Genomic DNA, 24,667 nt, shown 5'->3' on the forward strand with positions numbered 1-24,667 from the left:
CGCCTCCGCCCGCCCTATCTTCTGCGGCATGCACCGTCGATCCCTGCTTGCCGCTCCGCTGCTTCTGCTCGCCCCGCGCCTTGCGCGCGCTCAGGCTGAGCCCCCGCCCGAATCCTCCACGCCCGCGCTGAACGCGGTGCTCGACCGCGCCGGCGGGCTGGAGCCGTTGCGCACCGTGCTGGTCGCCAAGGACGGCGAGACGCTGGCCGCGCGGGGTTATTCCGGCGGGCGGGTGGACCGGCCGACCAACATCAAGTCGGCCTCGAAAAGCATCCTCGCCATTCTGGCCGGCATCGCCATCGACAAGGGCGTGCTGGAAGGGGCGGAGCAGAAGATCGCGCCGCTGCTGAAGGCGGATTTGCCCGCCGACCCCGACCCGCGCCTTTATGAGATCACGCTCGGCAACCTTCTCTCCATGCAGGCGGGGCTGGAGCGCACCTCCGGCGCTTATTATGGCGCGTGGATCGCGAGCCCGAACTGGGTGCGCGCCGCGCTGGCGCGGCCCTTTGTCGACGCGCCCGGCGGGCAGATGCTCTATTCCACCGGCTCCTCGCACCTCGTCTCGGCGATTTTGACGCGGGCGAGCGGGCGCTCGACGCTGGCGCTGGCGCGGGACTGGCTCGGGCCCATCGAGGGGTTTTCCATCGCCAGCTGGGAGCGCGACCGGCAGGGGGTGTATTTCGGCGGCAACCAGATGGCGATGCGGCCTACCTCGCTGCTCGCCTTCACTGAAACCTGCCGCAACGGGGGCCGCAACGGCAAGGGCCAGCAGGTGATCCCGGAAGCGTGGATCGGCGCGTGCTGGCAGGCGCGCACCGCCTCGCGCTTCACCGGCGACGCCTATGGCTATGGCTGGTTCACCCGCGAGATCGACGGGGCGACCGCCCATTATGGCTGGGGCTATGGCGGGCAGATGCTCTATGTGGTGCCCGCGCGCGGGGTCTCGCTGGTGATGACCTCCACGACAGACGCGCCCTCCGGCCGCACCGGCCACCGCGACGATGTGCACGCGCTGGCCGGAGAAATCCTCGCCGCGCTGGGGTGAGGCGGGCGCCCGTTTCGCGTGCAGTGCGGCAGGAAGCCGTGCCGAAAAGCGCGGCAGCGGCGGGGCGGCGTCGGGATTCGACAAGGGTACGGTCGGATTTGTGCAACGCAGCAACGGCGGCGCGGCGCTGGCATGCTTCGTGCTCCCCTTTAGGCGATGCATCGCCATTCCGAGGGGAACGCCGTGACGAAGAAGACCGAGCCGACCAATTCGTCCATCGAGACGCTGCTCGCCGCGCGCAGCTTCACCCGCCGCGTGCTGTTCAAGGGCGCGCTCGCCGCCGGCGCCATGACCGCCGCCGGCCCCTATCTGGTGCGCGACGCGTTCTCCTCCTCCGGCGAGCTGAACCTGCTCAACTGGGCGGACGAGCTGCCGGACCCGGTGATCCCCGAATTCACCAAGAAGACCGGCATCAAGGTGAACTCCACCCCGTTCTCGCAGAACGAGGAGCAGATCAACAAGCTGCAGGCCACCGAGGGCGACGGCTTCGATTTGTGCGCCCCCACCCGCGACCGCGCGCCCCAGTTCCAGGAGCTGGACGTGCTGGCGCCCTACGACCTCTCCAAGCTGAAGCTCGACCAGGTGCTGCCGGCCATGATGGAAGGCTCCACCAGCGTGTGGACCTGGGATGGCGGGCTGTACCATGTGCCCCATTGCTGGGGTTCGGAAGCCATCGCCTGGCGTACCGACCTCGCCAAGCTGGAATACCCGACGCTGAGCTACGGCACGCTGTGGTCGCCGGAGTTCAAGGGCAAGATGCAGGGCCGCCCGCACTCGCTGCTGCTCGGCATCGGCCTGTGGTGGGACAAGACCGGCAAGCTGCCCTCCAACCGCATGCTCGACGCCTTCAAGGACGAGGCGACGATGAAGAAGATCTACGACCCGATCCTCGAATTCGCCGTCGCCAACAAGGCGCAGGTCAAGCAGTTCTGGGATTCGGCCGACAACACCAAGTCCGGCTTCATGGAGAATGGCTGCGTCATCGGCCAGACCTGGGACGGCCCGCCCCTGTCGCTGAAGAAGGACGGCAAGCCGGTCGCCTATATGGCGCCGCAGGAAGGCGCCATCACCTGGATCGACGGCTGGTCGATGACCAAGGCGGCGAAGAACACCGCACAGGCCTATGAGTTCATCAACTTCATCCACACGCCGGAAATCTCGGCCATGGTCGCCAATGGCTCGGGTTACAACCCTGTCGTGAAGGGTTCGGACGCCTTCCTCTCCGAGGTCGCCAAGAAGAACTTCGCCGAGGCCTATCCCGGCAACGCGCTCGACAACCTGTGGAGCCGCCCGCCGGAGCCGTCGTGGTACGCCGAGCTGCGCACCCAGTACGCCGAGAAGTTCAAGGCGGCGTGAGGCACGGGGCGGCCGCGCGCCGTCCCTTTTCCTCGCCAGCCCGGACGCGCCGGCGGTGCGATCCGGGCTGCCAGGGGTAAGGGAGCGATCCCGGCTCTGCGGCGTCGCCTTCGGCCGGGATGACGGCGTCCTCGTCGACCGCCTGCCGTCTCCGCCCATCGTCACACGCTTCCCGATCGCCGCTGGTGCGGCGTCGGGGATGACGGCAACCAACTGAACGGAAATCCGCATGGCCGCTGCCGTCGAGCTTGAGGGCGTCAATGTCACCTTCGGCGATTTCGTCGCCGTGAAGGACGCGAACCTCACCATCGAGCCGGGCGAGTTCTTCTCCTTTCTCGGCCCGTCCGGCTGCGGCAAGACCACGCTGCTGCGCACGATCTCCGGCTTCATCGAGCCCACGCGCGGCACGGTGCGGATCGGTGGTGCCGACATGAAGGGCATCGGCCCCAACAAGCGGCCGACCGCGCTGATCTTCCAGAACCTCGCTCTGTTTCCGATGATGACGGTGGCGGAGAATATCGGCTACGGCCTGCGCGTGCGCGGCGTGCCCCGGCACGAGCGCGACGAGAAGGTGAAGAACCTGCTGATCCAGGTCGCGCTCGCCGAGCACGGCCACAAGAAGGTGTCCGAGCTTTCCGGCGGCCAGAAGCAGCGCGTGGCGATTGCCCGCGCGCTGGCGGTGGAACCCTCCGTGCTGCTGCTCGACGAGCCGCTCTCGGCGCTCGACCTCAAGCTGCGCCAGCACATGCGCGCCGAGCTTCGCGCGATCCAGAAGCGGGTCGGCATCACCTTCATCTACATCACCCATGACCAGGGCGAGGCGCTGACCATGTCGGACCGCATCGCCGTGATGAATGCCGGCGTGATCGAGCAGGTGGGTGACGGGCGCGCCGTCTATGCCGAGCCGCGCACGCCGTTCGTCGCCGCCTTCGTCGGTGAGAACAACCAGATCCGTGGCCGCATCACCGCCCGCGACGGCGCGATGGCGACGCTGGACACGCCGCTCGGCACGCTCAGCGGCCGCAACCCGGTGGCGCTGGACGTTGGGCAGGAAGCCCTGCTGTTCGTGCGGCCGGAGGCGATGCAGCTGCGCGCCAACGGCACCACGGTCGGCTTCGCCGGCGAGACGCTGGATGTCGCCTATGAGGGCAGCGTGACCCATGTGACGCTGCGGGTGAAGACCGGCCAGAAGGTGATGGCGAGCCTCGGGGGCAACCCCGGCCTCGCCTTGCCGACCCCGGGGGAGCATCTGCACCTCGGCTTCCGGCCGGAGGACGCGCTGCTGCTGGCGCGGCCGGAAAGGCACTGAGATGAGCGGCAGCCTCGCCTTCGTCTTCGGCCTGCCGCTGGCGGTGGTCGTGTTCTTCTTCGGCCTTGCCGCTTATGAGCGGCGCACTGGCGTGGCGACCGGGGGCGGTTTCTTCCAGCGCAACGGCCTTCCCATCGGGCTCTATCTCGTGCTGGCGGTCGGCTTCTGGGCCTTCTTCATCATCCTGCTGCCGCAGCTCGCCATGGTGGACATGTCGTTCCGCCCGAAGCTGCCGCCGTCCCAGATGGGCGGGCCGAAGGATCTCTACACGCTGGAGAATTACCGCTACTTCCTGTTCGGCTCGACCACCTCGACGGAAGAATGGAACTGGCTGCACATCAAGGCCTTCTTCCTCACCATCGGGGTGAGCATCGTCATTACCCTGATCAATTTCGCCATCTGCTACCCGCTGGCCTTCCACATGGCGCAATCGGCCACGGCGGCGCGGCTGCGGGTGCTGCTGCTGCTGCTGATCCTGCCCTATTGGGTGAACGAGATCCTGCGCGCCTTCGCCTTCCGGGTGCTGCTGTCCTCGGGTGGCATCATCAACCAGATGCTGATGGGCGGCGGGCTCACTTCCGAGCCGATCGACTTTCTCGGCGCCGATGTCGGGCTCTATATGGGCCTTTCCTACGCCTATCTCTTGATGATGATCTTCCCGCTCTACAACGCCATCGAGAGCCTCGACACAAACCAGGTCGAGGCCGCGCGGGACCTTGGCGCACCTTGGTGGCACATCCACGCCTTCATCGTGCTGCCGCACGCCAAGCCGGGCATCGCCTCGGGCTGCACGCTGGTGTTCATGCTGACGGCTGGCGCGCTCGCGGCGCCGCTGGTGCTGGGCGGGCCGCGCACGCTGTGGTTCACGCCCATCGTCTATGACCGCTTCTACCAGGCGTTCAACTGGCCGCAGGGGGCGGCCTATGCCTTCATCCTGCTGGTGAGCTGCATCCTCTTCGTGCTCGTGGTGCTGAAGGCGTTCCGGCTCAGCCTTGGAGAAATCACGCGATGAAGCCGGGTCCGTTCCAGCGGGTGATGTTCGCGCTCTATGCGGCGGTGTTTTTCCTCTATCTGCTCGGCCCGCTGGCGGTGATGGCGGTTTCCGCCTTCAACACCCCGCAATACCCGCAGGTCTGGCCGATCGAGGGGGTGACGCTGGACTGGTTTTCGGCGCTGTTCGCCGACCAGGACATGATGACCGGGCTGAAGATGAGCCTGTGGATCGGGCTGCTGGTGGTGTGCATCTCGGTGCCGATCGGGCTGGCCGGCGCCATCATCATGACGCAGATCCAGCCGCGCGTGCGCTCGCTCTATTACCTCGTCGTGGTCTCGCCCGTGCTCACCCCGGGCATCATCATCGGCATCTCCACCGTGGTGTTCTGGCGCCAGTTCACCGGGCAGACCGGCACGCGCTTCCTCTATGACGGGGTGGTGCTGACCGTGCTCGGGCAGGCGAGCTTCATTTCCGCCTATTGCATGCTGATCATCCTCGCCCGCCTGCAGCGTTTCGACCGTTCGCAGGAGGAAGCGGCGCTTGACCTCGGCGCCAGCTACCCGCAGGTGTTTCGCCACATCCTGCTGCCGTTCCTCAAGCCGGCGCTGGCCTCGGCGGCGATACTGGCCTTCCTCTCCTCGTTCGAGAACTACAACACCACGACCTTCGCCATTCTTTCCGACAAGACGCTGACCACGGTGCTGGCCGGGCGGGTGCGGCAGGGTTCCACGCCGGCGATCTCGGCGCTGGCGGTGGTGATCGTGGCGGTGACGATTATCGGCGCCATCGCCTATGAGATCGCCAAGCGGCGCACCGACGCGGCGGCGGCCCGGCGCCAGCGCGCGGCGCTGGAGGCCGAGGAAGCCGAGCTTTCCGGCACGCCGGCGGCGGCGATGGGGTGAGGCGCGCCGGCCCTCGCGGAATTGCGGGCGGCACCAAACGGAACGGCCGCCCCGCGAGGGACGGCCGCAGCGTTGAGGGCGATATGCCTGCTCAGCCCTTGATGAAGGCGAGAATGTCCGGGTTGACGATGTCGGCATGGGTGGTGAGCATGCCGTGCGGGAGGCCCGGATAGACCTTCAGCGTGGCGTCCGGCAGCAGCTTCGCCTGCAGCGCGCTGGCGTTTGCGTGCGGCACGATCTGGTCGTCATCGCCCTGCAGCACGAGGGTCGGGACGGTCATCGCCTTGAGGTCTTCGGTCTGGTCGGTCTCGGAGAAGGCCTTGATGCCCTCGTAATGCGCCTTGGCGCTGCCGACCATGCCCTGGCGCCACCAATTGTCGATCACGCCCTGCGAGACCTTGGCACCGTCGCGGTTGAAGCCGTAGAACGGGCCCGAGGCGACATCGATGTAGAACTGGGCGCGGTTGGCGGCCAGCGCGGCGCGGAAGCCGTCGAACACCTCGATCGGCAGGCCGCCGGGATAAGCTTCTGTCTTCAGCATGATCGGCGGCACGGCGGCCACCAGAACGGCCTTGGCGACGCGGCCCTGCGGCACGCCGAATTTGGCGACATAGCGCGCCACCTGGCCACCGCCGGTGGAGTGGCCGATATGCACGGCGTTCTTCAGGTCGAGATGCTCGACCACGGCCGAGACGTCAGCGGCGTAATGGTCCATGTCATGACCCTCGCTCACCTGCGCGGAAAGGCCATGGCCGCGGCGGTCGCTGGCGACGACGCGAAAGCCCTGGCCGAGGAAGTACAGCATCTGGGTGTCCCAGTCGTCGGAGGACAGCGGCCAGCCATGATGGAAGACGATGGGCTGGGCGTCCTTCGGACCCCAATCCTTGAAGAAGATCTCGACGCCGTCCTTGGTGGTGACGTAACCCATGGTTCCGATCCTTTTGCTGAAGCAGGCGAGTGGGAAAAAGCGGTTTCGTTCGATGTCCGGCCTGAAGGCGCGGGGGAGCGCGCCTGCTAGGATGGGGCCTTTACGCGGCACCTGTGAGACGCCGCGCGAGGGGCGCGGGGAGCGCTCTCCAGATAGGGCCGAAGCGGGAAGGAGGGCGTTTCCCGCCGCCTGCGCCAGCCATGACCAGCACGTTAACCCAGGGGCCGGCAGGCGCAATCAAGACAAAAGTGTCGGCCCCCATTACCTTGGAGTGGTGCTTTAATACCGAAGTATGGGTTCGGCTTAGCGCGGCGGAATGCCGGGCTGGAGGCCGACCTGCCCGCGCGGGAAGCGGGCAATGATCGCGGGGTCGATGTTGAGGTGCTGGGCGACGAGTTCCGGTGGCGCGTGGGCCAGCCAGTCGGCGAGGTCGACCTCCTGATATTCGGGCGCGCGGAACACGGCGAGCACCTGCACGTCCTCGTCGCCGGTGTTCTCGATATAGTGACCCTGGCTTTTGGGCACGACGCCGAGATCGCCGGCCTGGAAGTCGATGGTCTGGGCGCGCGGGCCGGTGTTGAACACCGTCATGCGGCCGCGTCCCTTGATCCAGTACTGCCACTCATCGGCGTTGGGGTGCCAGTGCATGCGCCTGAGGCCGCCGGGCCGGATGGTCTCGATGGCGGCGGCGATGGTGGTGGAGGCCTTGAAGGTGCGGCTGTCGGCGAGGTGAACTTCACCCGCCTCGTTCTTCTTCACCGGGGTGGTGGCGGTGAGCGAGAAGGTGAAAGGCTCGGCGGGCGAGCGGCCGGTGGCGACGGCGGCCTGGTCAATGGCGAGCGGCGGCGGCTCCTTGCCCTGGAAGATCCACAGATCCTGCAGCGGGATATTCTTGAAGGTATCCGCCGGCACGCCGAAATTCTGCGCCAGTATGTTGGGCGGGGTGTGGGCGAACCAGTCGGTCAGCAGCAGCGTGTTGTATTCAGACTGAAAGGCGTCGTCGAAGACCAGAACGAATTCGGCGCCGTCGGGACCCAGGCCCTGCAGCGAGTGCGGGTAGCCGGCGGGGAAGAACCACAGGTCGCCGGCGCCGACATCGCGCACATAGGGGGTGCCGTCCTTGTCCAGCACGGTGATGCGGCAGCGTCCATTGGTCATCAGCGCCCATTCGCCGGCGAGGTGCCAGTGCATCTCGCGGATGCCACCGGGGCCGAGGCGCATGTTGACGCCGGAGACTTCCTTGGCGGCGGGGAATTCGGTGGCGGTGATCTGCCGCGCCCAGCCGCCGGCCTGGATGCGCTTGGGCATGATGTTGAAGGAGGACCACATCATCGGCATGTTGCCGACATCGGTGGCGGGCGGGTTCTGGAAGGACGGGATCTGCGCCTCCAGCGCCGGGCTCTGCGGGCCGGGGCTGGACAGAGCGCCGGGCGTCGCATTGATCGCCCCTTCCGCCGGCTGGTCCGGGTTGCCGAACGTGGCGGCCTGCGCCGCGCCGCCGGCGACGGCGGCACCGCCGAGGGCGCTGAGCGCGAGCATCGTGCGCCGGGAAAGATTCTCCATGTTCCGCTCTCCTTGCTGCATCGGGGTGCAGGTGCGCCCAGTTTGTGGCGGCGTCCTGCGGTGCTGGGACTGTTCTAGGGGACGGCGGCGGGAAATCTTGCCCGCACGCACGGCCCGGCCGGGGTGGCGGGCACTTGCGCAAATTCAAACCGAAGGGAGCGGAGGGGCACCCCTCTTGGTATGAGAATTCCCTAGAGCGTCTGCGACGGGCTCCCTTCGCCAAACAGGCTCAGGCTATCGACGGGAGGGCCGTTTCTTCACGGTCAGGCGAGGTCACCGGATCGGGTCGCGCGCGGGCACTTTCAGGCGAGGTGAACGCAATTCCGCAGAACACGCTCTACCGGTGCGGCCCGGAACCGGAAGGCGAAGGAGTTGGCGGAAGAGAGTGGGAGTCGAACCCACCAGGGACCGGCTCGCGGCCCCTTCCGGATTTGAAGTCCGGATACCTCACCGGAGGTAACGCTCTTCCAGAAGTCACGCCCGCACCCGGCGCGGGGGTGGCGGGAACGCCTTGCTCGACCGCAGTGTCGTCGATCGCGCCGAACAGGTCCAGCCGGTGGCGGTTGATGCGGCGCAGATCGCCGCGCCGCAGGGTGACGCCGTGGCGGTCGAGGAATTCCAGGATCTGGATCGCCACCTTGCGCCCGACCGCATGGTCGCCCTCCTCGATGCGATCGCGAAAGGCGCTGGCGGGAAACTCCCGCCCCGGCGCGGCGGCGGACAGCGCGCCAGCCATCGCCACCATCTCGGCGAGCGTGGGGCGAAGGAAGAAATGGTCGTGGGCCACTTCGTCCACCTTGCCCATGCGGGCCAGCAGCTTCATCAGCCGGCGGATGTCGGCTTCGGCCTCGCCGGTCATGGCGGCGAGATCGCGCACCCGCGGGGGACGGAAGCGGGCGGCGCCGGCGAGGGGCGGTGCGATCCGCGCCCAGAGGATTTCGTCGCCGCTGGTGAGCCGCACCTCATGGCCGGGCAGCCGGACCCAGGCGCCTTCCAGCACCAGCGCCCGGTCTTCGGCGAGGTGACGCAGCGCCTCGGTGAAGACGGGCCTGGAGAGGCGCGGGGTGAGGGCGAGGCGCAGCTTCTCCGCGCCGATGCCCGGCAGGTCCGGATTGGCGTCGTGGAAACGGGCCAGCTCGGCCAGAGCCGCGCCGGCATAGAGCGCCCAGCGCTCCGGCGACAGCGCGGTGAGGGTGCCGTCAGCGGCGAAGGCTGTGAGGCCGAGCCGGGCCGCGAGGGCCGGCGCCGCGTCGCGTGCCAGCGCCCGGTCGCGGGCGAAGGCGACGAGATCGACATACCAGGGCGCGACCGCCAGCAGCCCCGCGACGGCGGCGTCCGGGTCGGTCTGGCTGAGGGCGTCGAGCTGGGCGAGGCGCTCGGGCGTGCGGCGCTTGCGGGCGGGGGCGCGCAGGTCGATCAACCGGCCGCCGCCGAGGCTGCGCTGGGCCGAGGTGTCGCGGATCACATAGCGGTCGCCCATTGCGGCGGCGACCGGGCGCTCCAGCACGATCTGCACGAGGCCTGTCGTGCCGGGGGCGAGGGTGTCGTCCGAGAGCGGGACCAGACGGGCACCGACCTCGCTCGCCCCGTGGTGAAAGCGCACCGGAAACCACGCGCCGAGCGGCTTCGGCTCGCTTGCCAGCACGGTGAGGGTGGCGTCGAGCCGCTCGGTGGGGGCGTGGAGGGTGGGGTCGAGCACCATGTCGCCGCGCTGGATCGCGTCGGGCGAGATGGCCTCGCCGGCGAGGTTGAGTGCGCAGCGATCACCGGCGCGGCCCTCCTCCGCCTTGCGGTTCTGGGCGTGGAGCGAGCGCAGCCGGGCGGGCAGGCCGTCGGGGCCGACCATCAGCGGATCGCCCACCCGCACCCGGCCGGAGAGCACCGTGCCGGTCACCACCGTGCCGGCGCCGGCAATCGTGAACGAGCGGTCCACCGCGAGGCGGAAACGGCCTTCCCCTGGACGGGCGGCGAAAACGCGGGCCGCCTCGACGAGGCGGGCGCGCAGCGCCTCCACCCCCTCGCCGGTGTGGGCGGAGACCGGCACGACGGGCGCGCCCGCCAGCGCCGTGCCATCCAGCAGCGCGGCGATCTCGGCTGTCACGTCGGCCCGGCGGTTCTCGTCGGCAAGGTCGGCCTTGGTGAGGGCGACAATCCCGCGGGTGATGCCGAGCAGGTCGATGAGGGCGAGATGCTCGCGGGTCTGCGGCATCACCCCGTCATCGCAGGCGATGACCAGCAGGGCGAAGTCGATGCCGCTGGCCCCCGCCAGCATGGTGTGGATGAATTTCTCATGCCCCGGCACGTCGATGAAGCCGAGCGTGCCGGCTTCTGTGGGCAGATAGGCGAAGCCGAGGTCGATGGAGATGCCGCGCGCCTTCTCCTCTTTCAGCCGGTCGGTATCGACGCCGGTGAGCGCGCCGACCAGCGCGGTCTTGCCATGGTCGATATGGCCGGCGGTGCCGATGATCATTCCGGCACCCTTATGTGGGCGAGGCTGGCGAGGAAGCCGGCCTCGTCCTCCAGGGCGCGCGCATCGAGGATCAGCGCGCCCTCATTGATGCGGCCGATGACCGGGACGGGCAGGGACCGCAGCGCCGCCGCCAGCGCGTTAAGCCGGCCGCCGGAGGCCTCCGCCGCCGGCCGGATGGCGAAGCCCGCGCTCGGCAGCGTTTCCAGCGGCAGGGCGCCGGAACCGATCTGGCTGACGCAATCGACGATCTCGATATCGAAATCCTCGCCCAGGGCGCTCGCGAGCGGTTCGGCCAGATCATGGGCGCGGGCGGCGATTTCCGTGCGGGTGCGCGCCAGCAGCCGCAGGGTCGGCAGCCGGGCGGCCAGCCTTTCCGGATCGCGGTAGAGCCTGAGCGTTGCCTCCAGCGCCGCGAGGCGGATCTTGTCGACCCTCAGCGCCCGCTTCATCGGGTTCTTGTTGAGGCGGGCGATGAGGTCGGCACGACCGACGATGAAGCCGGTCTGCGGCCCGCCGAGCAACTTGTCGCCGGAGAAGGTGACGAGGTCCGCCCCTTCCGCCACCGCCTCGCGCACCGTCGGCTCATGGGCGAGGCCGAGGCGGGCGAGATCGAACAGCGTGCCCGAGCCGAGGTCGTTGACGAGGGGCACGCCGCGCGCATGGGCAATCTCCGCCAGCTCCCGCGCTGGCACCTCCCGGGTGAAGCCCTCGATGCGGTAATTCGAGGTGTGCACCTTCAGCACCAGCCCGGTCGCATCATTGATGGCGCCGGCATAGTCGTTCGGGTGGGTGCGATTGGTGGTGCCGATCTCGACCAGCGTCGCCCCGGCGCGGGCCATGATATCGGGCATGCGGAAGGCGCCGCCGATCTCGATCAACTCGCCGCGCGAGACGATCGCTTCGCGTCCCAGGCCCAGCGTGTTCAGCACCAGCAGCACGGCGGCGGCGTTGTTGTTGACGACGGTGGCGTCCTCCGCGCCCGTCAGCTCGATGAGAAGCGCGCGCACATGGTCGTCGCGCTCGCCGCGCTTTCCGGTGGCAAGGTCATATTCCAGCGCCACGGCGGACCGCATGGCGGCTGTTGCGGCCGCTACCGCCTCTTCCGCCAGTACGGCCCGGCCGAGATTGGTGTGCAGCACCGTGCCGGTGAGGTTGAACACCGAGCGCAGGTTGGCCCGGGCGCCGCGCTCCAGCGCCTCGATTGCGGCAAGCGCCACGTGGTCGGGTGCGGGCAGGGCGGCGAGCCGGCCCGCCAGCAGGCAGGCGCGCACCTCGTCCAGTGCGGCGCGGATCGCCTGCGTGGCGGGCGCACGGCCGAAACGCTCCACCGCCTGCTGGCCGGCCGGCGTCGCCAGCACGCGGTCGACCGAGGGCAGGTCGCGCGGCGAGGGGGAAGCGAGGCGGGAGGTCGCGTCCATGGCCCCGTCCTCAATAACCGAGCAGGAAGGGATTGAAGGCGGCGCGGCGATAGGGGCCTTCGCGCATCATCAGGTCGAGACCCAGCGTGCCGATGTCGTCGGCTACCGGCTCGATGGTGACGTCCTTGTTCTGGTACATCACCTTCACATAGGTGTGGCACTCGTCGCAGGTTTCCGCCTTCACCGTTCCGGGGCTGCCCTCGATCTCCTGATAGCCGATGCCCTTGGTGGTGCCGCAGGCGCAGCAGCGTATGCGGACATAGTGCCAGAGGGTGGAGCAGAGCGAGCAGGCGCAGAAGCGGTTGCCATGGGCGTTCGGCCATTCGACGATGAGCGAAGCCACCGGCGGGCCGCCGCAGGCCGGGCACACGCCATCGCCCACCGGCACCAGCTTTTTTGCGTCGAGCGTGGCGGCGAGGCGGGCGAAATGCACCTGCAGCGCGGCCGCGACATAGACATGCTCGGCCAGTCTTTCCACCGGCAGATCATGGGCCAGCACGTCGCGCACCATCTGCGCGCGCCCCGCACCCTCGGCGAGACGGACACGGGTCAGCGCCTGTGCCGCCTCGTCGGGCATCGGCACGCCGGCGGCGGCGTCGAACAACTGGTCGAGCGTTGCCTCCAGCGTGTCGTCGAGCGTGGTGGTGGCGCGCTCCAGCGCCGGCATCTCGAAGGCGCGGGCACGCTCCAGCCTTTCCGGATCGTGCGGCTCCACCGGCGGCAGGGCGGGGATAATGGCCTGCTGCGCCTCGATGAGGCCGGCGATGAAGTCGAGATAGGGTTTTAGCGGGCTGACCGCCGCATAGGTGCGCAGCCGCTTCGCCCGCACACCGAAAAGGGTCGACGGATCGGGCAGTACCGCGAAGGGCGGGATGGAGACGGCACCGATCACGGTGGGGTCGGGCTTAAGGTCTTGGGACATCATCACCTCACGAACCGCACGGGCCACGTGTTACATCTGGGGCGCCGCGCGCTTTTCGACGTCGCCCTGCTGCGCCCTCCCGGACGGCCGAGGGCCGTTCCGGGAAGGCGGTCGCCGCCCGCCTATTCCGCCGGCGTGCCGGGCCGCGGGACGGGGCGGCGCGGCTTGCCGACCAGTTCGCGCAGCCATTTGCGGTGGTGCCGCCAGGCCCAGCCGCCTGTCACCTTGCCTCGCGTCATGGCGCCGATGGTGCCCTTGACCCAGATGGCGGCATAGACGTGGATGATCCACACGCAGATGATGCAGACCGCCGCCACCGCATGGACGAGGACGGCGACACGCTTCTGCTCGATGGTGGTGAAGGCGTAGAAATACTGGTCCCACATCGCGATGCCGCTGGCGATCAGCACGATGATGAGGCCCGACATGCCCCAGAAGACGAATTTCTGGCCGGCATTGTACTTGCCGATTTCCGGTAGCCTCTCCTCCCGCCCGCGAAGCACGTCGCTGATGCGGGCGAGCCAGGTGCCGTCCTCCCGCGCGGGGAGATTCGCCCGCCAGAAGCGCAGGAACAGTCCGGCAAAGGAGAAGAACAGCACCACGCCGATCCAGGGATGCAGCACCCGCGTCCACTGCCCGCCGCCGAACAGGCCGGTGAGGAAGAACAGCTTCGGCGTGAACAGCGCCATGCCCGACAGCGCCAGCAGGACGAGGCTGAGGGCGGTGATCCAGTGATTGATGCGGGCGGGCAGCGTATAGCGCGACACCTGCACCGGGTGGCCCGGGCGAACGGAATCGCCCGGTTCCACATCATTCGGCGTATCGGTCTTGAGGTTGTCGGCGCTCATGGCGTCCTCCCCTCGTGCAGGCCGGCGGGCGGTGCCGGCGGCGGCGTGCCGTCGGCGAGCCTCTCGGCGTTCTCCTCGTCCTCCTCCGAGACCTTGTTCGGCCCGGCGACGACATAGTGCAGGAAGCCGGCGGCGGCCGCGAAGCCCATCACCGCGAGGCCGACATATTTGGTCATGCCCTTCCAGGCGTCGACGAGGGGCGAGATGCGCGGATTATCCGGCAGGCCGGCATAGATGGACGGCGTGTCGGCATGGTGCAGCACATACATGACATGGGTGCCGCCCACGCCCGGCGGGTCATAGAGGCCCGCATTCTCGAAGCCGCGCGACTTGAGGTCGGTAATGCGCAGCTCGGCCCAGTCCTTCATCTCGTCCTTGGTGCCGAAGACGATGGCCTGGGTCGGGCACGCCTTCTGGCAGGCCGGGCCCTGGCCGACCGCGACGCGGTCGGAGCACAGCGTGCATTTGTAGGCGGTGTGATCGACCTTGGAGATGCGCGGAATGTTGAACGGGCAGCCCTTGATGCAGTAGCCGCAGCCGATGCAGTTGTCGTGCTGGAAGTCCACGATGCCGTTGGAGTACTGCACGATGGCGCCGGGCGCCGGGCAGGCCTTGAGGCAGCCCGGATCCTCGCAATGCATGCAGCCATCCTTGCGGATGAGCCATTCGAGATTTTCGGTCTCGGGGTTCACCCATTCGGTGAAGCGCATCAGGGTGAAGGTGTCCGGCGTCAGGTCCATGGGATTGGTGTAGGTCCCGTGGTTGAAGCCGATCTCCTCGGTCAGGTTATTCCATTCCAGGCACGCGGCCTGGCAGGCCTTGCAGCCGATGCATTTCGACACGTCGATCAGCTTGGCGACCTCGGTCAGCCGCTGGGCAGGCGGCGTGACCTCGGAGGCCGAGCGGCGCATCACATCCTTCTCGCCGAAACGCGGGGTGGCGGCGTCGGAGGCGACGGAGGGGTTGGGGATGGGTGGGAACATGCTGCCGCCTCCCTATGCCACCACCGGCCCGGTGGAGGGCTCGATGTTGACCATGAACGCCTTGAACTCCGGGGTCTCGATATTGGCGTCGCCCACGAAGGGGGTCAGCGTGTTCGCCGTGAAGCCCTTGCGGGCGGCGCCGACAAAGCCCCAGTGGATGGGCACGCCGACGATGTGGACGATCTTGCCGTCGACGGTCATCGGCTTGATGCGCTTGGTGACGACCGCCTTGGCGTAGAGTTCGCCGCGCTTCGACCACACCCGCACCCAGCCGCCGAGCTCGATGCCCTTGTCCTTCGCCAGTTCCTCGGAAATCTCCACGAACTGTTCCGGCTGCAGGACCGAGTTCACATGGTTGTTCTTGGTCCAGTAGTGGAAATGCTCGGTGAGACGGTAGGAGGTGCCGGCATAGGGGAAGGCCGGATCGCCGATGTCGGCGAAGGTCTTCCAGTCGTCCGGGAACACGCGCGCCACCGGGTTGCCGCGTATCTTCGGGGCGATGACATTGGCGACCGGGCTCTCGAACGGCTCGTAATGCACCGGGAACGGCCCGTCCCGCATCATCTTGCGCACCCAAAGGCGGGAGGTGCCCTCGGGGTTCATGATGAAGGGGCCGACATCCCTCGGCTTGGCGGTGGGCGCGATGTCCGGCACGTCGTAGCCGGTCCACTTGGCGCCGTCCCACTCGATCAGCTTGCGCGAGGGGTCCCACGGCTTGCCGTCGACGTCGCAGGAGGCGCGGTTGTAGAGGATGCGCCGGTTCGCCGGCCAGGAGAACGACCATTTGAGGAACATGCCGGCGTCGCCCGGGTCGGAATTGTCCCGTCGCGCCATCATGTTGCCGGCCTCGGTCCAGCAGCCGGAGAAGATCCAGCAGCCGCCCGCCGTGGTGCCGTCGTCGCGCAGTTGGCCGAAGCCGGAAAGCTGCTTGCCGGCTTCCAGCACCTTCTTGGTCGGGTCGACGGGGTCGTACACGTCGGCCAGTACCGAGCCGTTCATCTCCCGCGCCAGTTCCTCCGCCGTCGGCTCGCCGGGGTCCTTGTAGGTCCAGTTGAGGTTGACGATCGGGTCGGGGAAGGCGCCGCCTTCCTTCTGGTACAGTTCCTTCAGCCGCAGGTGGATCTGCGCCATGATCCAGATGTCGGTCTTGGCCTCGCCCGGAGGCGAGCCACCCGGCCAGTGCCATTGCAGCCAGCGGCCGGAATTGACCAGCGAGCCCTCATCCTCGGCGAAGCAGGTGGTGGGAAGCTGGATCACCTCGGTCTGGATATCCGCCGGGCTCACCTTGTTGAAGGTGCCGTGATCCTCCCAGAAGCGGGCGGTCTCGGTCTGCAACGGGTCCATGATGACGAGCATTTTCAGCTTGGCGAGACCCGCCGCCAGCTTGCCCTTGTCCGGGAAAGCCTGAAGCGGGTTGAACCCCTGGCAGAAATAGAGGTTCACCTTGCCATTCTTCATCATGTCGAAGATGCGCAGCACGTCGTAGCTGGCGACATCGAGCTTGGGCAAATAGTTGTAGCCCCAGTCGTTCTCGGCTGTCGCGGCGGGCCCGTACATCGACTTCATGAAGCTGACGAAGAACTTGCGGTAGTTCTGCCAGTAGCTCGTCTGGTTCGGCCGCAGCGGCTTGAAGGCCCGGGTCGACATATAGGTGGTGAAGTCCGGTTCCTTCTGGGTGGGGATGTTGAGATAGCCCGGGATGAGGTTGCTCATCAGCCCGAGATCGGTCAGCCCCTGGATGTTGGAATGGCCGCGCAGGGCATTCATGCCACCGCCGCGCACGCCAATATTGCCCAGGATGAGCTGCAGCATCGCCATGCCGCGAATGTTCTGCGAGCCCTTGGAGTGCTGGGTCCAGCCGAGCGCATACATGCTCGTCATGGTCTTGGTCGGGGTCGAACATTCGCCGACCATCTCTGCCACCTTGAGGAACGCCTCCTTGGGCGTGCCGCAGATGCGCTCCACCATCTCGGGCGTGTAGATGGCGACGTGCTCTTTCAGCAGGTTCCACACGCAGCGCGGGTTCTGAAGCGTCTCGTCCACAACGGCATAGCCGTCCGGCCCGATTTCGTACTCCCAGCTGTCGCGGTTGTAGTCGCGCTTTTCCTCGTCATAGCCGGTGAACAGGCCGTCCTGGTAGGCGTAGCCCTCGCGCACCACGAAGGTGGCGTTGGTGAAGGGCTTCACATATTCCCACTGCACCTTGTCATGGCTGATGCAGTGATTGATCAGCCCCATCAGGAAGGCGATGTCCGAGCCCTGGCGGATCGGCGCGTAGAAATCCGCCACCGATGCCGAGCGGTTGTAGCGCGGATCGACGACGATGAGCTTGGCGCCCCGGTTGGCTTTCGCCTCGGTGACCCATTTGAAGCCGCACGGATGGGCTTCGGCGGCATTGCCGCCCATGATGATCACAAGGTCGGTGTTCTTGATGTCCGTCCAGGCGTTGGTCATGGCGCCACGGCCAAATGTTGGGGCGAGACTCGCCACCGTCGGGCCGTGTCAGACGCGCGCTTGGTTATCGAATGCCAATATGCCGGTTGAGCGCACGACCTTGTAGGTCGCGAACGCGGTTTCGTTGGTGGTCGCGGAGGCCGCGAGGAAGCCGGTGGTGAGCCAGCGATTGACTGTCACGCCGTCCGAATTGGTAGCGACGAAATTGGCGTCGCGGTCGTCCTTCATGGCGCGGGCGATCTTGTCGAGCGCCACATCCCAGGAGACGGCCTCGAAGGCGTTTGAGCCGGCCTTGCGCAGCATCGGCTGGGTAAGCCGGGTCTGCGACTTCACGATGTCGCGCAGGGCCGAGCCCTTGGGGCAGAGCGTGCCGCGATTGGTCGGGTGGTCGGAATCGCCCTCGATATGGACGATGTCGGCCTTCTCGCCTTTGCGCAGATCACCCTTGGAATAAATGATGATGCCGCAGGCGACCGAGCAGTAGGTGCAGGTGTTTCGCGCTTCCGTGGTGTTCACCAGGTGGAACGGCTTCACGGCAGAGGCGACGGCTGCCTCCGCCTCGCTGAAGCCGAAGGCACCCAACGTGGTACCGGCAATGCCGGCTCCCGACGTCTTGAGGAACGTACGGCGCGAGAGCTCCATATTCATCGTGGCCCTCCCGTGTTCTCGTCATGAAGCCCATCGGGCGATAGGCTTTGCCAATCGCAAGGCTATTTTTTAGCTTCTCCAATGTCAAACAGACAAAGGGCTAAAGACGAGTCAAAAACCCGTGCAATTTCAAATCCTTCCCATGTTGCCGTGCGGTTTTGAAATGCTGCGCTGCGGTAACGACGATTTCGCCAGGCAGCCAATTGACGATTTGCCAACCACGGCGCAGCATTACTGCCGTGCTCGCATCTACGGCTCCCGCGTGTCGGGGCGAGAAGAACCGGAGTCTGTTGCTCGTCGTATCTTCCCTTGCGTCATTGACGCTTGGCGGAGCGGGGATGGCCTGTGCCGCCTCGCCTTTGCCGATCGGGGCCGGGGCGCCGGCGCTGTCGCTTCCCTCGCTCGATCACGGCCGGCAGGATCTCGCGGCGCTCAAGGGGCGCCCGGTGCTGGTTCACTTCTTTGCGACATGGTGCGCGCCCTGCCGTGAGGAAATGGCGGGGCTTTCACGGCTCGCCGAACGCGGGACAAGCGGCGTGGCGATTCTCGCGGTCGATGTGGGCGAGGTGCCGGTGCGGGTGCGCCGCTTTTTCGATGCCCGTCCCGTGCCGTTTCCCGTGCTGCTGGACGAGGATCGCGCCGCGCTAAAGGCGTGGAAGGTCGCCGGCCTGCCGGCAAGCTTCGTGCTCGACGGCACCCACGCCCTGCGCCTCTTCGCCGATGGTCCCGTCGACTGGGACGACCCGGCCGCCGAGCGCCAACTCACCGCCCTGATGACGGACATGCCTGCCGATTCGGCCGTCGCGCCTGAAGGCGCGGGGCTGCCACCCCTCGACCAACAAGAACCGACCCGGGAGAACTCGCCATGACAAGGCCCGCCACGATCCGCCGTCGCGACATCCTCAAGGCCGGGGCGGGGCTTGCCGCCTTCGCCGCCTTGCCTTCCGCCCTGCTCTCATCCGCGCTGTTCTCCTCCCCAGCCCTCGCACAGGCCGCCGGTCCGGCGGCGGCGGCCGCCTTCGCCCCCAAGCCCGGCAAGTGGCGCGACTTTGAGGTGGTGACGGTGCTCGACGTGAAGCCTGTGGAGGGCAAGGGCGGACCCGCTCAAGCCTGGGTGCCGCTGCCCTCCTACAGCGCGGCGGACTGGTTCAGGCCCGGCGAGAGCACCTGGAAAACCAATGCCGCCACCGCGCAGGTGGTGAAGGACCCGCATTACGGCGCGCAGATGCTGCATTTGACCTGGGCCGAGGGCGAGGCCAAGCCGAGCGTCGAGATCACCTCGCGCTTTTCCACCCGCGACCGCGCCACTGATTTCTCGGCGCCGGGCAACGCCGCGCCGCTTTCGGCGCAGGAGCGCACGCTGTTCCTCGCGCCCACCGACCTCATCCCCACCGACGGTATCGTGAAGGCGACCGCCGACACGATCACCGCCGGCAAGACGAGCGATGTCGAGAAGTCGCGGGCCATTTATGAATGGGTGGTCGAGAACACCTATCGCAATGCCGCGACGCGCGGCTGCGGCACGGGCGATGTCGGCTCGCTGCTCGCCAGCGGCAATCTCGGCGGCAAATGCGCCGATCTCAACGCGCTGTTTGTCGGGCTGAACCGCGCCGCCGGCATTCCCGCGCGCGACCTCTACGGCATCCGCGTGGCGCCTTCCGCCTTCGGCTACAAGAGCCTGGGCGCCAATTCGCCGACCATTTCCAAGGCGCAGCATTGCCGCGCCGAAGTGTGGCTCGACGGCTTCGGCTGGGTCGCCACCGACCCGGCGGATGTGCGCAAGGTCGTGCTGGAGGAACCCCCGGGCAAGAACGCCATGGACGACGCCAAGGTGCTGGCTGCGCGCAAGGCGCTGTTCGGTTCCTGGGAGGGCAACTGGCTGGCCTATAATGACGGCCACGACATCGCCCTGCCGGGATCCAGCGGGCCCAAGCTTGGCTTCCTCATGTACCCGCAGGCGGAAGTGGCGAGCCTGCGCCATGACTGCCTCGACCCCGACGCTTTCGCCTATGCGATCACCGCCAGCGAGGTGGCGGCCTGAGGGGCCTCAATCGTCATCCCGGCCGAAGCGTAGCGCAGAGCCGGGATCGCCCGCCCCTTTCACGCGATCCCGGATCGGCCTTCGGCCGGCCGGGATGACGCCTGACGAAAGCGCATCCCATGCTCGACACCCCGGCCGCCGCCCCGTTCCGCCTCACCAGCCTCGCCCATGGCGGGGGCTGTGGCTGCAAGCTGGCGCCTTCGGTGCTGCGCGAATTGCTGGCGGAACAGCCTTCCAGCGCGGGTTTCGAGCGGCTGCTGGTCGGCACCGAGACCGGCGACGACGCGGCGGTCTACCTCCTCGACGACGAGACCTGCCTGATCGCCACCACCGACTTCTTCATGCCGATGGTCGACGACCCCTACGCATTCGGCCGCATCGCCGCCACCAACGCGATTTCCGACGTCTATGCGATGGGCGGCAAGCCGCTGCTGGCGCTGGCGATCCTCGGCATGCCGCTGGGCAAGCTGGACCCCTCTTTGGTGCGCGAGATCCTGAAGGGTGGCGCCTCCATCGCCAGCGAGGCCGGCATTCCGGTGGCGGGCGGGCATTCGATCGACGCGCCGGAGCCGATCTACGGCCTCGCGGTGATCGGCACGGCGCGGCCCGAGCAGATCCGCAAGAACAGCACCGCCTTTGCCGGCGATGCGCTGATCCTCACCAAGGCGCTGGGCGTCGGCGTCTATTCCGCCGCGTTCAAAAAGGAGAAGCTGTCGCCCGCCGCCTATGACGAGATGATCGCCTCGATGACTCAGCTCAACCGCGTCGGCACCGCGCTCGGCCGGGACGCGCAGGTGCATGCCGTGACCGATGTCACCGGCTTCGGCATTCTCGGCCATGGGCTGGAAATGGCGCGCGGCTCGGGCGTGGCGCTGGAGATCGAGGCGGGGGCGCTGCCGTTCCTCGCCGAGGCGCAAGCGCTGGCGCAGGCGGGCTTCATTACCGGCGCCTCGCACCGCAACTGGGCGAGCTATGGCGAGGGGGTGCGCCTGCCGGAGGGGCTGCCGGACTGGAGCCGGCACCTGCTCACCGACCCGCAGACCTCGGGCGGGCTCTTGGTGGCGGTGGCGCCGGAAGCGGCGGAACGGGTACTGGCGGACATCCGCGCCGCCGGCTTTTCGCGCGCCGCCATGATCGGGCGGGTGGTGGAAGGCGCGCCGTCGGTCACGGTGGTTTAGCACCCTGCACGCGTGCGTGACCGGCGGGCCCGCGTCACAGGTTTATGCGCCGGCAGCAAGCGTCTATCATGGGGGCCATCCTGCTCGTTCGCGCGGTGCTCTGCGCGTCCGGGCGTCACGCCCAAGGAATGACCATGCACGAGGGATCGCCCCCGCCTGAGACCGCCCTTGAACTCGCCTTCGGTCGCGGCGCGCTGCACCTCACCTTGCCGCCGGGGGCGAAGCCGACCGTGCTGCGCAAGGCGGCGCTGCCCAAGCTGCCGGACAATCTGGCCGGCATCCGCCACGCTTTCGAGCACCCCGTGGGCTCGGCGCCGCTCAAGGAGCTGGCGAAGGGGTGCGCGAGCGCCTGCATCCTGATCTGCGACATTACCCGCCCGGTGCCGAACGGCGTGTTCCTGCGGCCGATGATCGAGACGCTGATCGCCGCCGGCATTCCCGCCGGCGCCATCACCGTGCTGGTGGCGACCGGGCTGCACCGGCCCAATGAGGGCGAGGAACTCGCCGAGCTCGTCGGCGACCCCTGGGTGCTGGAGAACGTGCGGGTGGAGAACCATTTCGCCCGCGACGAGGCCGCCCATGTCGACCTCGGCCCGACGTCGACGCGCGGCACGCCCGTGTTCATCGACCGGCGATTTGCACAGGCGGAACTGCGCATCGCCACCGGGCTGGTGGAGCCGCATTTCATGGCCGGCTGGTCCGGCGGGCGCAAAGTGGTGGCGCCGGGCGTCGCCGGGCACCAGACCATCCGCACCTTCCATTCCGCCCGCTTCATGGAAGACCCGCTGGCGGTGCAGTGCAACCTTGTCGGCAACCCGCTGCATGAGGAGCAATTGGAGATCGTGCGCAAGCTGGGCGATGTCTACGCGCTGAACACGGTGCTGGACGAGGAGCGCGATCTTGTCTTCGTTTCCTTCGGCGAGATCATCGCCAGCCACCTTGCCGCCGTGGCGTTCGTGGAGAGCTCGACCGTCATCGAGGCGCCGCGCCGCTACCACACGGTGGTGACATCTTCAGCCGGCTATCCACTCGACAAGACCTACTATCAGACCGTGAAGGGCATGGTGACGCCGCTCGACATTCTGGAGCCCGGCGGCACGCTGATCATCGCCTCGGAATGTTCGGAAGGCTTCGGCAGCGAGGAGTTCCGCGCGGCGCAGGAACGGCTGGTGGAACTGGGGCCGGAGCGCTTCCTCGCCACGCTCACCGCCAAGACGCTGGCCGATGTCGACGAGTGGCAGACCGAGATGCAGCTCAAGCCCATGCGGGTCGGGCGCATCCAGCTTCACACGACAGGACTGACGCCGGAGGAGCGGCGCATCACCGCAGTGGAGATCGTGCCCGATCTCAATGAGGCGATTGCCGCGAGCCTCGCGCGCTCGGGTGACAACGCGCTCGCCATCATTCCCGAGGGGCCTTATGTGATTCCGGTCTGCCGGGACCGGCAGGCAGCGGCGTGAACCTCGGCGGCACCAACTCCAGCGGCGCGAACTCCAGCGTCGTGACTTCAGGTAGTGTGAGGCGCATCCATCTCGACGCGGTGGGCGGGGTTGCCGGGGACATGTTCGTGGCGGCGCTTCTGGATGCCTTTCCTCATCTTGTCGCGCGGGTTCTGGCGGACGCGGCCGCCGTGCTCCCCGAAGGCGCTGGCGTGCCTTTTTTCTGCGAGGGGCTGAGCGGGGCTGTCGCGGCGCGCCGCTTCGGGCTGGAGGGCGCTCACCCCCATGAACCTGTTTGCCCGCCTGTCGACGCGCACCACCACCACGCGGTCGGCGCGGTGCCGGACAATAATAAGCCGGCTCATGAACATGGGCATTCACACGATGCCGGCACCTATCTGGACATGCGGGCGCGGATCGGGCGGGCGCCGCTGAGCATGGGGACGGCCGGACACGCCTGCGCCATCCTCGCCATTCTGGCCGAGGCGGAGGCCGCCATTCACCGGGTGAAGGTGGAGGATGTGCATTTCCATGAGATCGCCGACTGGGATTCGCTGCTCGACGTGGTCGCGGCCGGCAGCCTCGCGGCTGCGCTGGAGGGGGCCGACTGGACCGTCTCGCCGCTGCCGCTGGGCGGAGGGCTGGTGAAGACGCAGCACGGGCTTCTCCCCGTGCCGGCACCTGCCACCGCCGCCATCCTCTCCGGTTTCGACTGGCGCGACGACGGGGTTTCCGGCGAGCGCGTGACGCCGACCGGGGCGGCGATCCTCAAGCACCTGGCGCGGCCCGGCCGGCCCATGGGCGGGCGGCTGGTGGCGTCCGGCACCGGGGCGGGAACGCGCAGCCTGCCGGGGCTGCCCAATGTGCTGCGCGCTCTCGTCTTCGAGGAGGCGCGGGTGGAGGACGCTCTGCTGGGGGACGTCGTGGCGGTCATCGCATGCGAGATCGACGACATGACGGGCGAGGAAATCGGCACCGCCACCGAGCTGCTACGGGCGCAGGCCGGCGTGCTCGATGTCAGCGTCGGTCAGCGCCTGGGCAAGAAGGGGCGGCCGGTGATCTCCTTGCGGCTGCTGGTGCGGCCGGACAGCATGGAGGCTGTGGCGCGCGCCTGTTTCGCCCAGACCTCGACGCTAGGGCTGCGCCTGCGCGAGGAGCGGCGCCTTACCCTTAAGCGCGCGGCGGGCGAGAGCGCCGGGGTGGCGGTGAAGCGCGCGGCGCGGCCGGGTGGCGACACGGTGAAGGCGGAAAGCGATGCGCTGGCCGGCGACACGCTGGCGGCGCGGCGGGCGCTGAAGCAACGGGCGGAGCGTGGCGATGCGGAGCTTGGCGATGCGTGAGGCCCAGCCCGACATGCCGCCCGTTTTGCCGCCCGATTTGCCGCCCGCCCTGCGGCTGGCGCGCGTGCTCGACCGCTTCCCGGCGCTGGCGGTGGCGGTGAGCGGTGGGGTGGATTCACTCACGCTGGCCAGCTTCGCCTTTGCCCACGGCGTGCCGCTCTCCGTGATCCACGCGGTTTCCCCGGCGGTGCCGGCGGACGCCACGGAGCGGGTGCGGCGCGTGGCGGCGGCGCAGGGCTGGGAACTGACCGTGACCGGCACCGGCGAGTTCGACGATCCGCGCTACCGCGACAACCCGGTGGACCGCTGCTATTTCTGCAAGACCAATCTGTATGACCGCATCGCCGGCCTGACCGAGCGGCCGATCGCTTCCGGCGCCAATCTCGACGATCTCGGCGACTACCGGCCGGGCCTGATCGCCGCCGCCGAGCGGCGGGTGGTGCATCCCCTTATCGAGGCGGAGATGACCAAGGCCGATGTGCGCGCGCTGGCCCGCACGCTGGGGCTCGGCGAGGTCGCCGAACTGCCGGCGCAGCCCTGCCTCGCCAGCCGGGTCGAGACGGGCATCGCCATCGACGCGGACGACCTCGCCTTTGTCGAGAGGGCCGAGCGCCGCCTCGCCGCGCTGACCGGCGGCGGTACGCTGCGCTGCCGGATCACCCGGGAGGGCGTGTCGGTGGAACTGGGCGAGGAGGCGATGGGGCATGCGGGTGCGGTGGATGCGCTGATGGTGGGGCTGTCCGCACGCGCCGGGCGAACCTATGCCGGCTCCCGCGCCTATCGCCGCGGCGCCATGTTTGTCGGCGTCAACTCCGTCGGGGCCTAGGCG

18 protein-coding genes, 1 tRNA gene and 1 pseudogene are annotated in these 24,667 nt (G+C 68.1%); 11 read left to right on the forward strand and 9 right to left on the reverse strand.

The window, feature by feature from the left end; all coding sequences use genetic code 11:
- The first annotated feature begins 28 nt into the window (after window positions 1–28).
- The 5 genes from EV667_RS17390 to EV667_RS17410 all read left to right on the forward strand — a co-directional run bounded on the left by EV667_RS17390 (window position 29) and on the right by EV667_RS17410 (window position 5,606).
- Entirely contained in the window at window positions 29–1,045 is a 1,017-nt protein-coding gene (locus EV667_RS17390) for a serine hydrolase domain-containing protein (RefSeq protein ID WP_131836608.1), read from the forward strand.
- Between the two features lie 183 nt (window positions 1,046–1,228).
- A complete protein-coding gene (locus EV667_RS17395) occupies window positions 1,229–2,401 on the forward strand; it encodes an extracellular solute-binding protein (protein ID WP_245516225.1) in 1,173 nt (390 codons plus the stop codon).
- A 229-nt stretch (window positions 2,402–2,630) separates the two neighbouring features.
- Entirely contained in the window at window positions 2,631–3,710 is a 1,080-nt protein-coding gene (locus tag EV667_RS17400; protein ID WP_131836609.1) for an ABC transporter ATP-binding protein, read from the forward strand.
- Between the two features lies 1 nt (window position 3,711).
- Complete coding sequence (locus EV667_RS17405; RefSeq protein WP_131836610.1) at window positions 3,712–4,722, forward strand: ABC transporter permease; 1,011 nt, start codon at window positions 3,712–3,714, stop codon at window positions 4,720–4,722.
- Window positions 4,719–5,606, forward strand: coding sequence for an ABC transporter permease (locus EV667_RS17410; RefSeq protein WP_131836611.1), 888 nt, complete (start codon window positions 4,719–4,721; stop codon window positions 5,604–5,606). Before EV667_RS17405 ends, EV667_RS17410 begins: the two co-directional genes overlap by 4 nt.
- Before the next feature lie 91 nt (window positions 5,607–5,697).
- Here EV667_RS17410 and EV667_RS17415 read toward each other — a convergent pair whose 3' ends face one another.
- The 9 genes and pseudogenes from EV667_RS17415 to fdnG all read right to left on the reverse strand — a co-directional run bounded on the left by EV667_RS17415 (window position 5,698) and on the right by fdnG (window position 17,840).
- Window positions 5,698–6,534: an alpha/beta fold hydrolase gene (locus EV667_RS17415; protein ID WP_131836612.1), complete on the reverse strand. Its 837-nt coding sequence runs from the start codon at window positions 6,532–6,534 to the stop codon at window positions 5,698–5,700.
- A gap of 303 nt (window positions 6,535–6,837) precedes the next feature.
- Window positions 6,838–8,097 carry a cupin domain-containing protein gene (locus EV667_RS17420; protein ID WP_131836613.1) on the reverse strand — a complete coding sequence of 420 codons (1,260 nt, stop codon included), beginning with the start codon at window positions 8,095–8,097 and terminating at the stop codon, window positions 6,838–6,840.
- 373 nt (window positions 8,098–8,470) lie between these two features.
- Window positions 8,471–8,566, reverse strand: a tRNA-Sec gene (locus EV667_RS17425).
- 153 nt (window positions 8,567–8,719) lie between these two features.
- Window positions 8,720–10,567 (reverse strand): annotated as a pseudogene (gene selB / locus EV667_RS17430) (selenocysteine-specific translation elongation factor); the annotation flags it as partial.
- Window positions 10,564–11,985 carry an L-seryl-tRNA(Sec) selenium transferase gene (gene selA / locus EV667_RS17435; protein WP_131836614.1) on the reverse strand — a complete coding sequence of 474 codons (1,422 nt, stop codon included), beginning with the start codon at window positions 11,983–11,985 and terminating at the stop codon, window positions 10,564–10,566. The pseudogene selB and the gene selA, both read right to left, overlap by 4 nt.
- Window positions 11,986–11,995: 10 nt before the next feature.
- Window positions 11,996–12,910: a formate dehydrogenase accessory protein FdhE gene (gene fdhE, locus EV667_RS17440; protein ID WP_131836615.1), complete on the reverse strand. Its 915-nt coding sequence runs from the start codon at window positions 12,908–12,910 to the stop codon at window positions 11,996–11,998.
- A 119-nt stretch (window positions 12,911–13,029) separates the two neighbouring features.
- Window positions 13,030–13,755, reverse strand: a complete 726-nt coding sequence (locus tag EV667_RS17445; protein WP_207907791.1) for a formate dehydrogenase subunit gamma — start codon at window positions 13,753–13,755, stop codon at window positions 13,030–13,032.
- Window positions 13,752–14,738, reverse strand: a complete 987-nt coding sequence (gene fdxH / locus EV667_RS17450) for a formate dehydrogenase subunit beta (RefSeq protein WP_131836616.1) — start codon at window positions 14,736–14,738, stop codon at window positions 13,752–13,754. The genes EV667_RS17445 and fdxH overlap by 4 nt, the downstream gene beginning before the upstream one ends.
- A 12-nt stretch (window positions 14,739–14,750) precedes the next feature.
- Entirely contained in the window at window positions 14,751–17,840 is a 3,090-nt protein-coding gene (fdnG, locus tag EV667_RS17455; RefSeq protein WP_165901640.1) for a formate dehydrogenase-N subunit alpha, read from the reverse strand.
- 338 nt (window positions 17,841–18,178) lie between these two features.
- Between fdnG and EV667_RS17465 the strand changes: the two genes are divergently transcribed.
- The 6 genes from EV667_RS17465 to larE all read left to right on the forward strand — a co-directional run bounded on the left by EV667_RS17465 (window position 18,179) and on the right by larE (window position 24,664).
- The gene (locus tag EV667_RS17465) at window positions 18,179–18,709 is read left to right on the forward strand and encodes a TlpA family protein disulfide reductase (RefSeq protein WP_245516226.1); all 531 of its coding nucleotides are present in this window, start codon (window positions 18,179–18,181) and stop codon (window positions 18,707–18,709) included.
- The gene (locus tag EV667_RS17470) at window positions 18,706–19,881 is read left to right on the forward strand and encodes a transglutaminase-like domain-containing protein (RefSeq protein ID WP_131836619.1); all 1,176 of its coding nucleotides are present in this window, start codon (window positions 18,706–18,708) and stop codon (window positions 19,879–19,881) included. The genes EV667_RS17465 and EV667_RS17470 overlap by 4 nt, the downstream gene beginning before the upstream one ends.
- Window positions 19,882–20,000: 119 nt before the next feature.
- Complete coding sequence (selD, locus tag EV667_RS17475; RefSeq protein ID WP_131836620.1) at window positions 20,001–21,059, forward strand: selenide, water dikinase SelD; 1,059 nt, start codon at window positions 20,001–20,003, stop codon at window positions 21,057–21,059.
- A gap of 134 nt (window positions 21,060–21,193) precedes the next feature.
- Window positions 21,194–22,519, forward strand: a complete 1,326-nt coding sequence (locus EV667_RS17480) for a nickel-dependent lactate racemase family protein (RefSeq protein ID WP_131836621.1) — start codon at window positions 21,194–21,196, stop codon at window positions 22,517–22,519.
- Entirely contained in the window at window positions 22,516–23,838 is a 1,323-nt protein-coding gene (gene larC / locus EV667_RS17485; RefSeq protein WP_245516227.1) for a nickel pincer cofactor biosynthesis protein LarC, read from the forward strand. The genes EV667_RS17480 and larC overlap by 4 nt, the downstream gene beginning before the upstream one ends.
- On the forward strand, window positions 23,831–24,664 hold the full coding sequence (gene larE / locus EV667_RS17490) for an ATP-dependent sacrificial sulfur transferase LarE (RefSeq protein ID WP_245516229.1): 834 nt from the start codon (window positions 23,831–23,833) through the stop codon (window positions 24,662–24,664). The genes larC and larE overlap by 8 nt, the downstream gene beginning before the upstream one ends.
- The last annotated feature ends 3 nt before the right edge of the window (window positions 24,665–24,667 follow it).

Origin of the sequence: Ancylobacter aquaticus, from assembly GCF_004339465.1 — a bacterium.
GTDB classification, from domain to species: domain Bacteria; phylum Pseudomonadota; class Alphaproteobacteria; order Rhizobiales; family Xanthobacteraceae; genus Ancylobacter; species Ancylobacter aquaticus.

Excerpts from the sequence above, each read along its gene's own strand:
- EV667_RS17400 (WP_131836609.1), top strand. The coding sequence starts at position 2,631 with ATGGCCGCTGCCGTCGAGCTTGAGGGCGTCAATGTCACCTTCGGCGAT.
- larE (WP_245516229.1), top strand. The coding sequence starts at position 23,831 with ATGCGTGAGGCCCAGCCCGACATGCCGCCCGTTTTGCCGCCCGATTTG.
- EV667_RS17390 (WP_131836608.1), top strand. The coding sequence starts at position 29 with ATGCACCGTCGATCCCTGCTTGCCGCTCCGCTGCTTCTGCTCGCCCCG.
- EV667_RS17480 (WP_131836621.1), top strand. The coding sequence starts at position 21,194 with ATGCACGAGGGATCGCCCCCGCCTGAGACCGCCCTTGAACTCGCCTTC.
- EV667_RS17470 (WP_131836619.1), top strand. The coding sequence starts at position 18,706 with ATGACAAGGCCCGCCACGATCCGCCGTCGCGACATCCTCAAGGCCGGG.
- fdhE (WP_131836615.1), bottom strand. The coding sequence starts at position 12,910 with ATGATGTCCCAAGACCTTAAGCCCGACCCCACCGTGATCGGTGCCGTC.
- EV667_RS17405 (WP_131836610.1), top strand. The coding sequence starts at position 3,712 with ATGAGCGGCAGCCTCGCCTTCGTCTTCGGCCTGCCGCTGGCGGTGGTC.
- EV667_RS17420 (WP_131836613.1), bottom strand. The coding sequence starts at position 8,097 with ATGGAGAATCTTTCCCGGCGCACGATGCTCGCGCTCAGCGCCCTCGGC.
- EV667_RS17410 (WP_131836611.1), top strand. The coding sequence starts at position 4,719 with ATGAAGCCGGGTCCGTTCCAGCGGGTGATGTTCGCGCTCTATGCGGCG.
- fdxH (WP_131836616.1), bottom strand. The coding sequence starts at position 14,738 with ATGTTCCCACCCATCCCCAACCCCTCCGTCGCCTCCGACGCCGCCACC.
- EV667_RS17415 (WP_131836612.1), bottom strand. The coding sequence starts at position 6,534 with ATGGGTTACGTCACCACCAAGGACGGCGTCGAGATCTTCTTCAAGGAT.
- EV667_RS17445 (WP_207907791.1), bottom strand. The coding sequence starts at position 13,755 with ATGAGCGCCGACAACCTCAAGACCGATACGCCGAATGATGTGGAACCG.
- selD (WP_131836620.1), top strand. The coding sequence starts at position 20,001 with ATGCTCGACACCCCGGCCGCCGCCCCGTTCCGCCTCACCAGCCTCGCC.
- EV667_RS17465 (WP_245516226.1), top strand. The coding sequence starts at position 18,179 with ATGGCCTGTGCCGCCTCGCCTTTGCCGATCGGGGCCGGGGCGCCGGCG.
- selA (WP_131836614.1), bottom strand. The coding sequence starts at position 11,985 with ATGGACGCGACCTCCCGCCTCGCTTCCCCCTCGCCGCGCGACCTGCCC.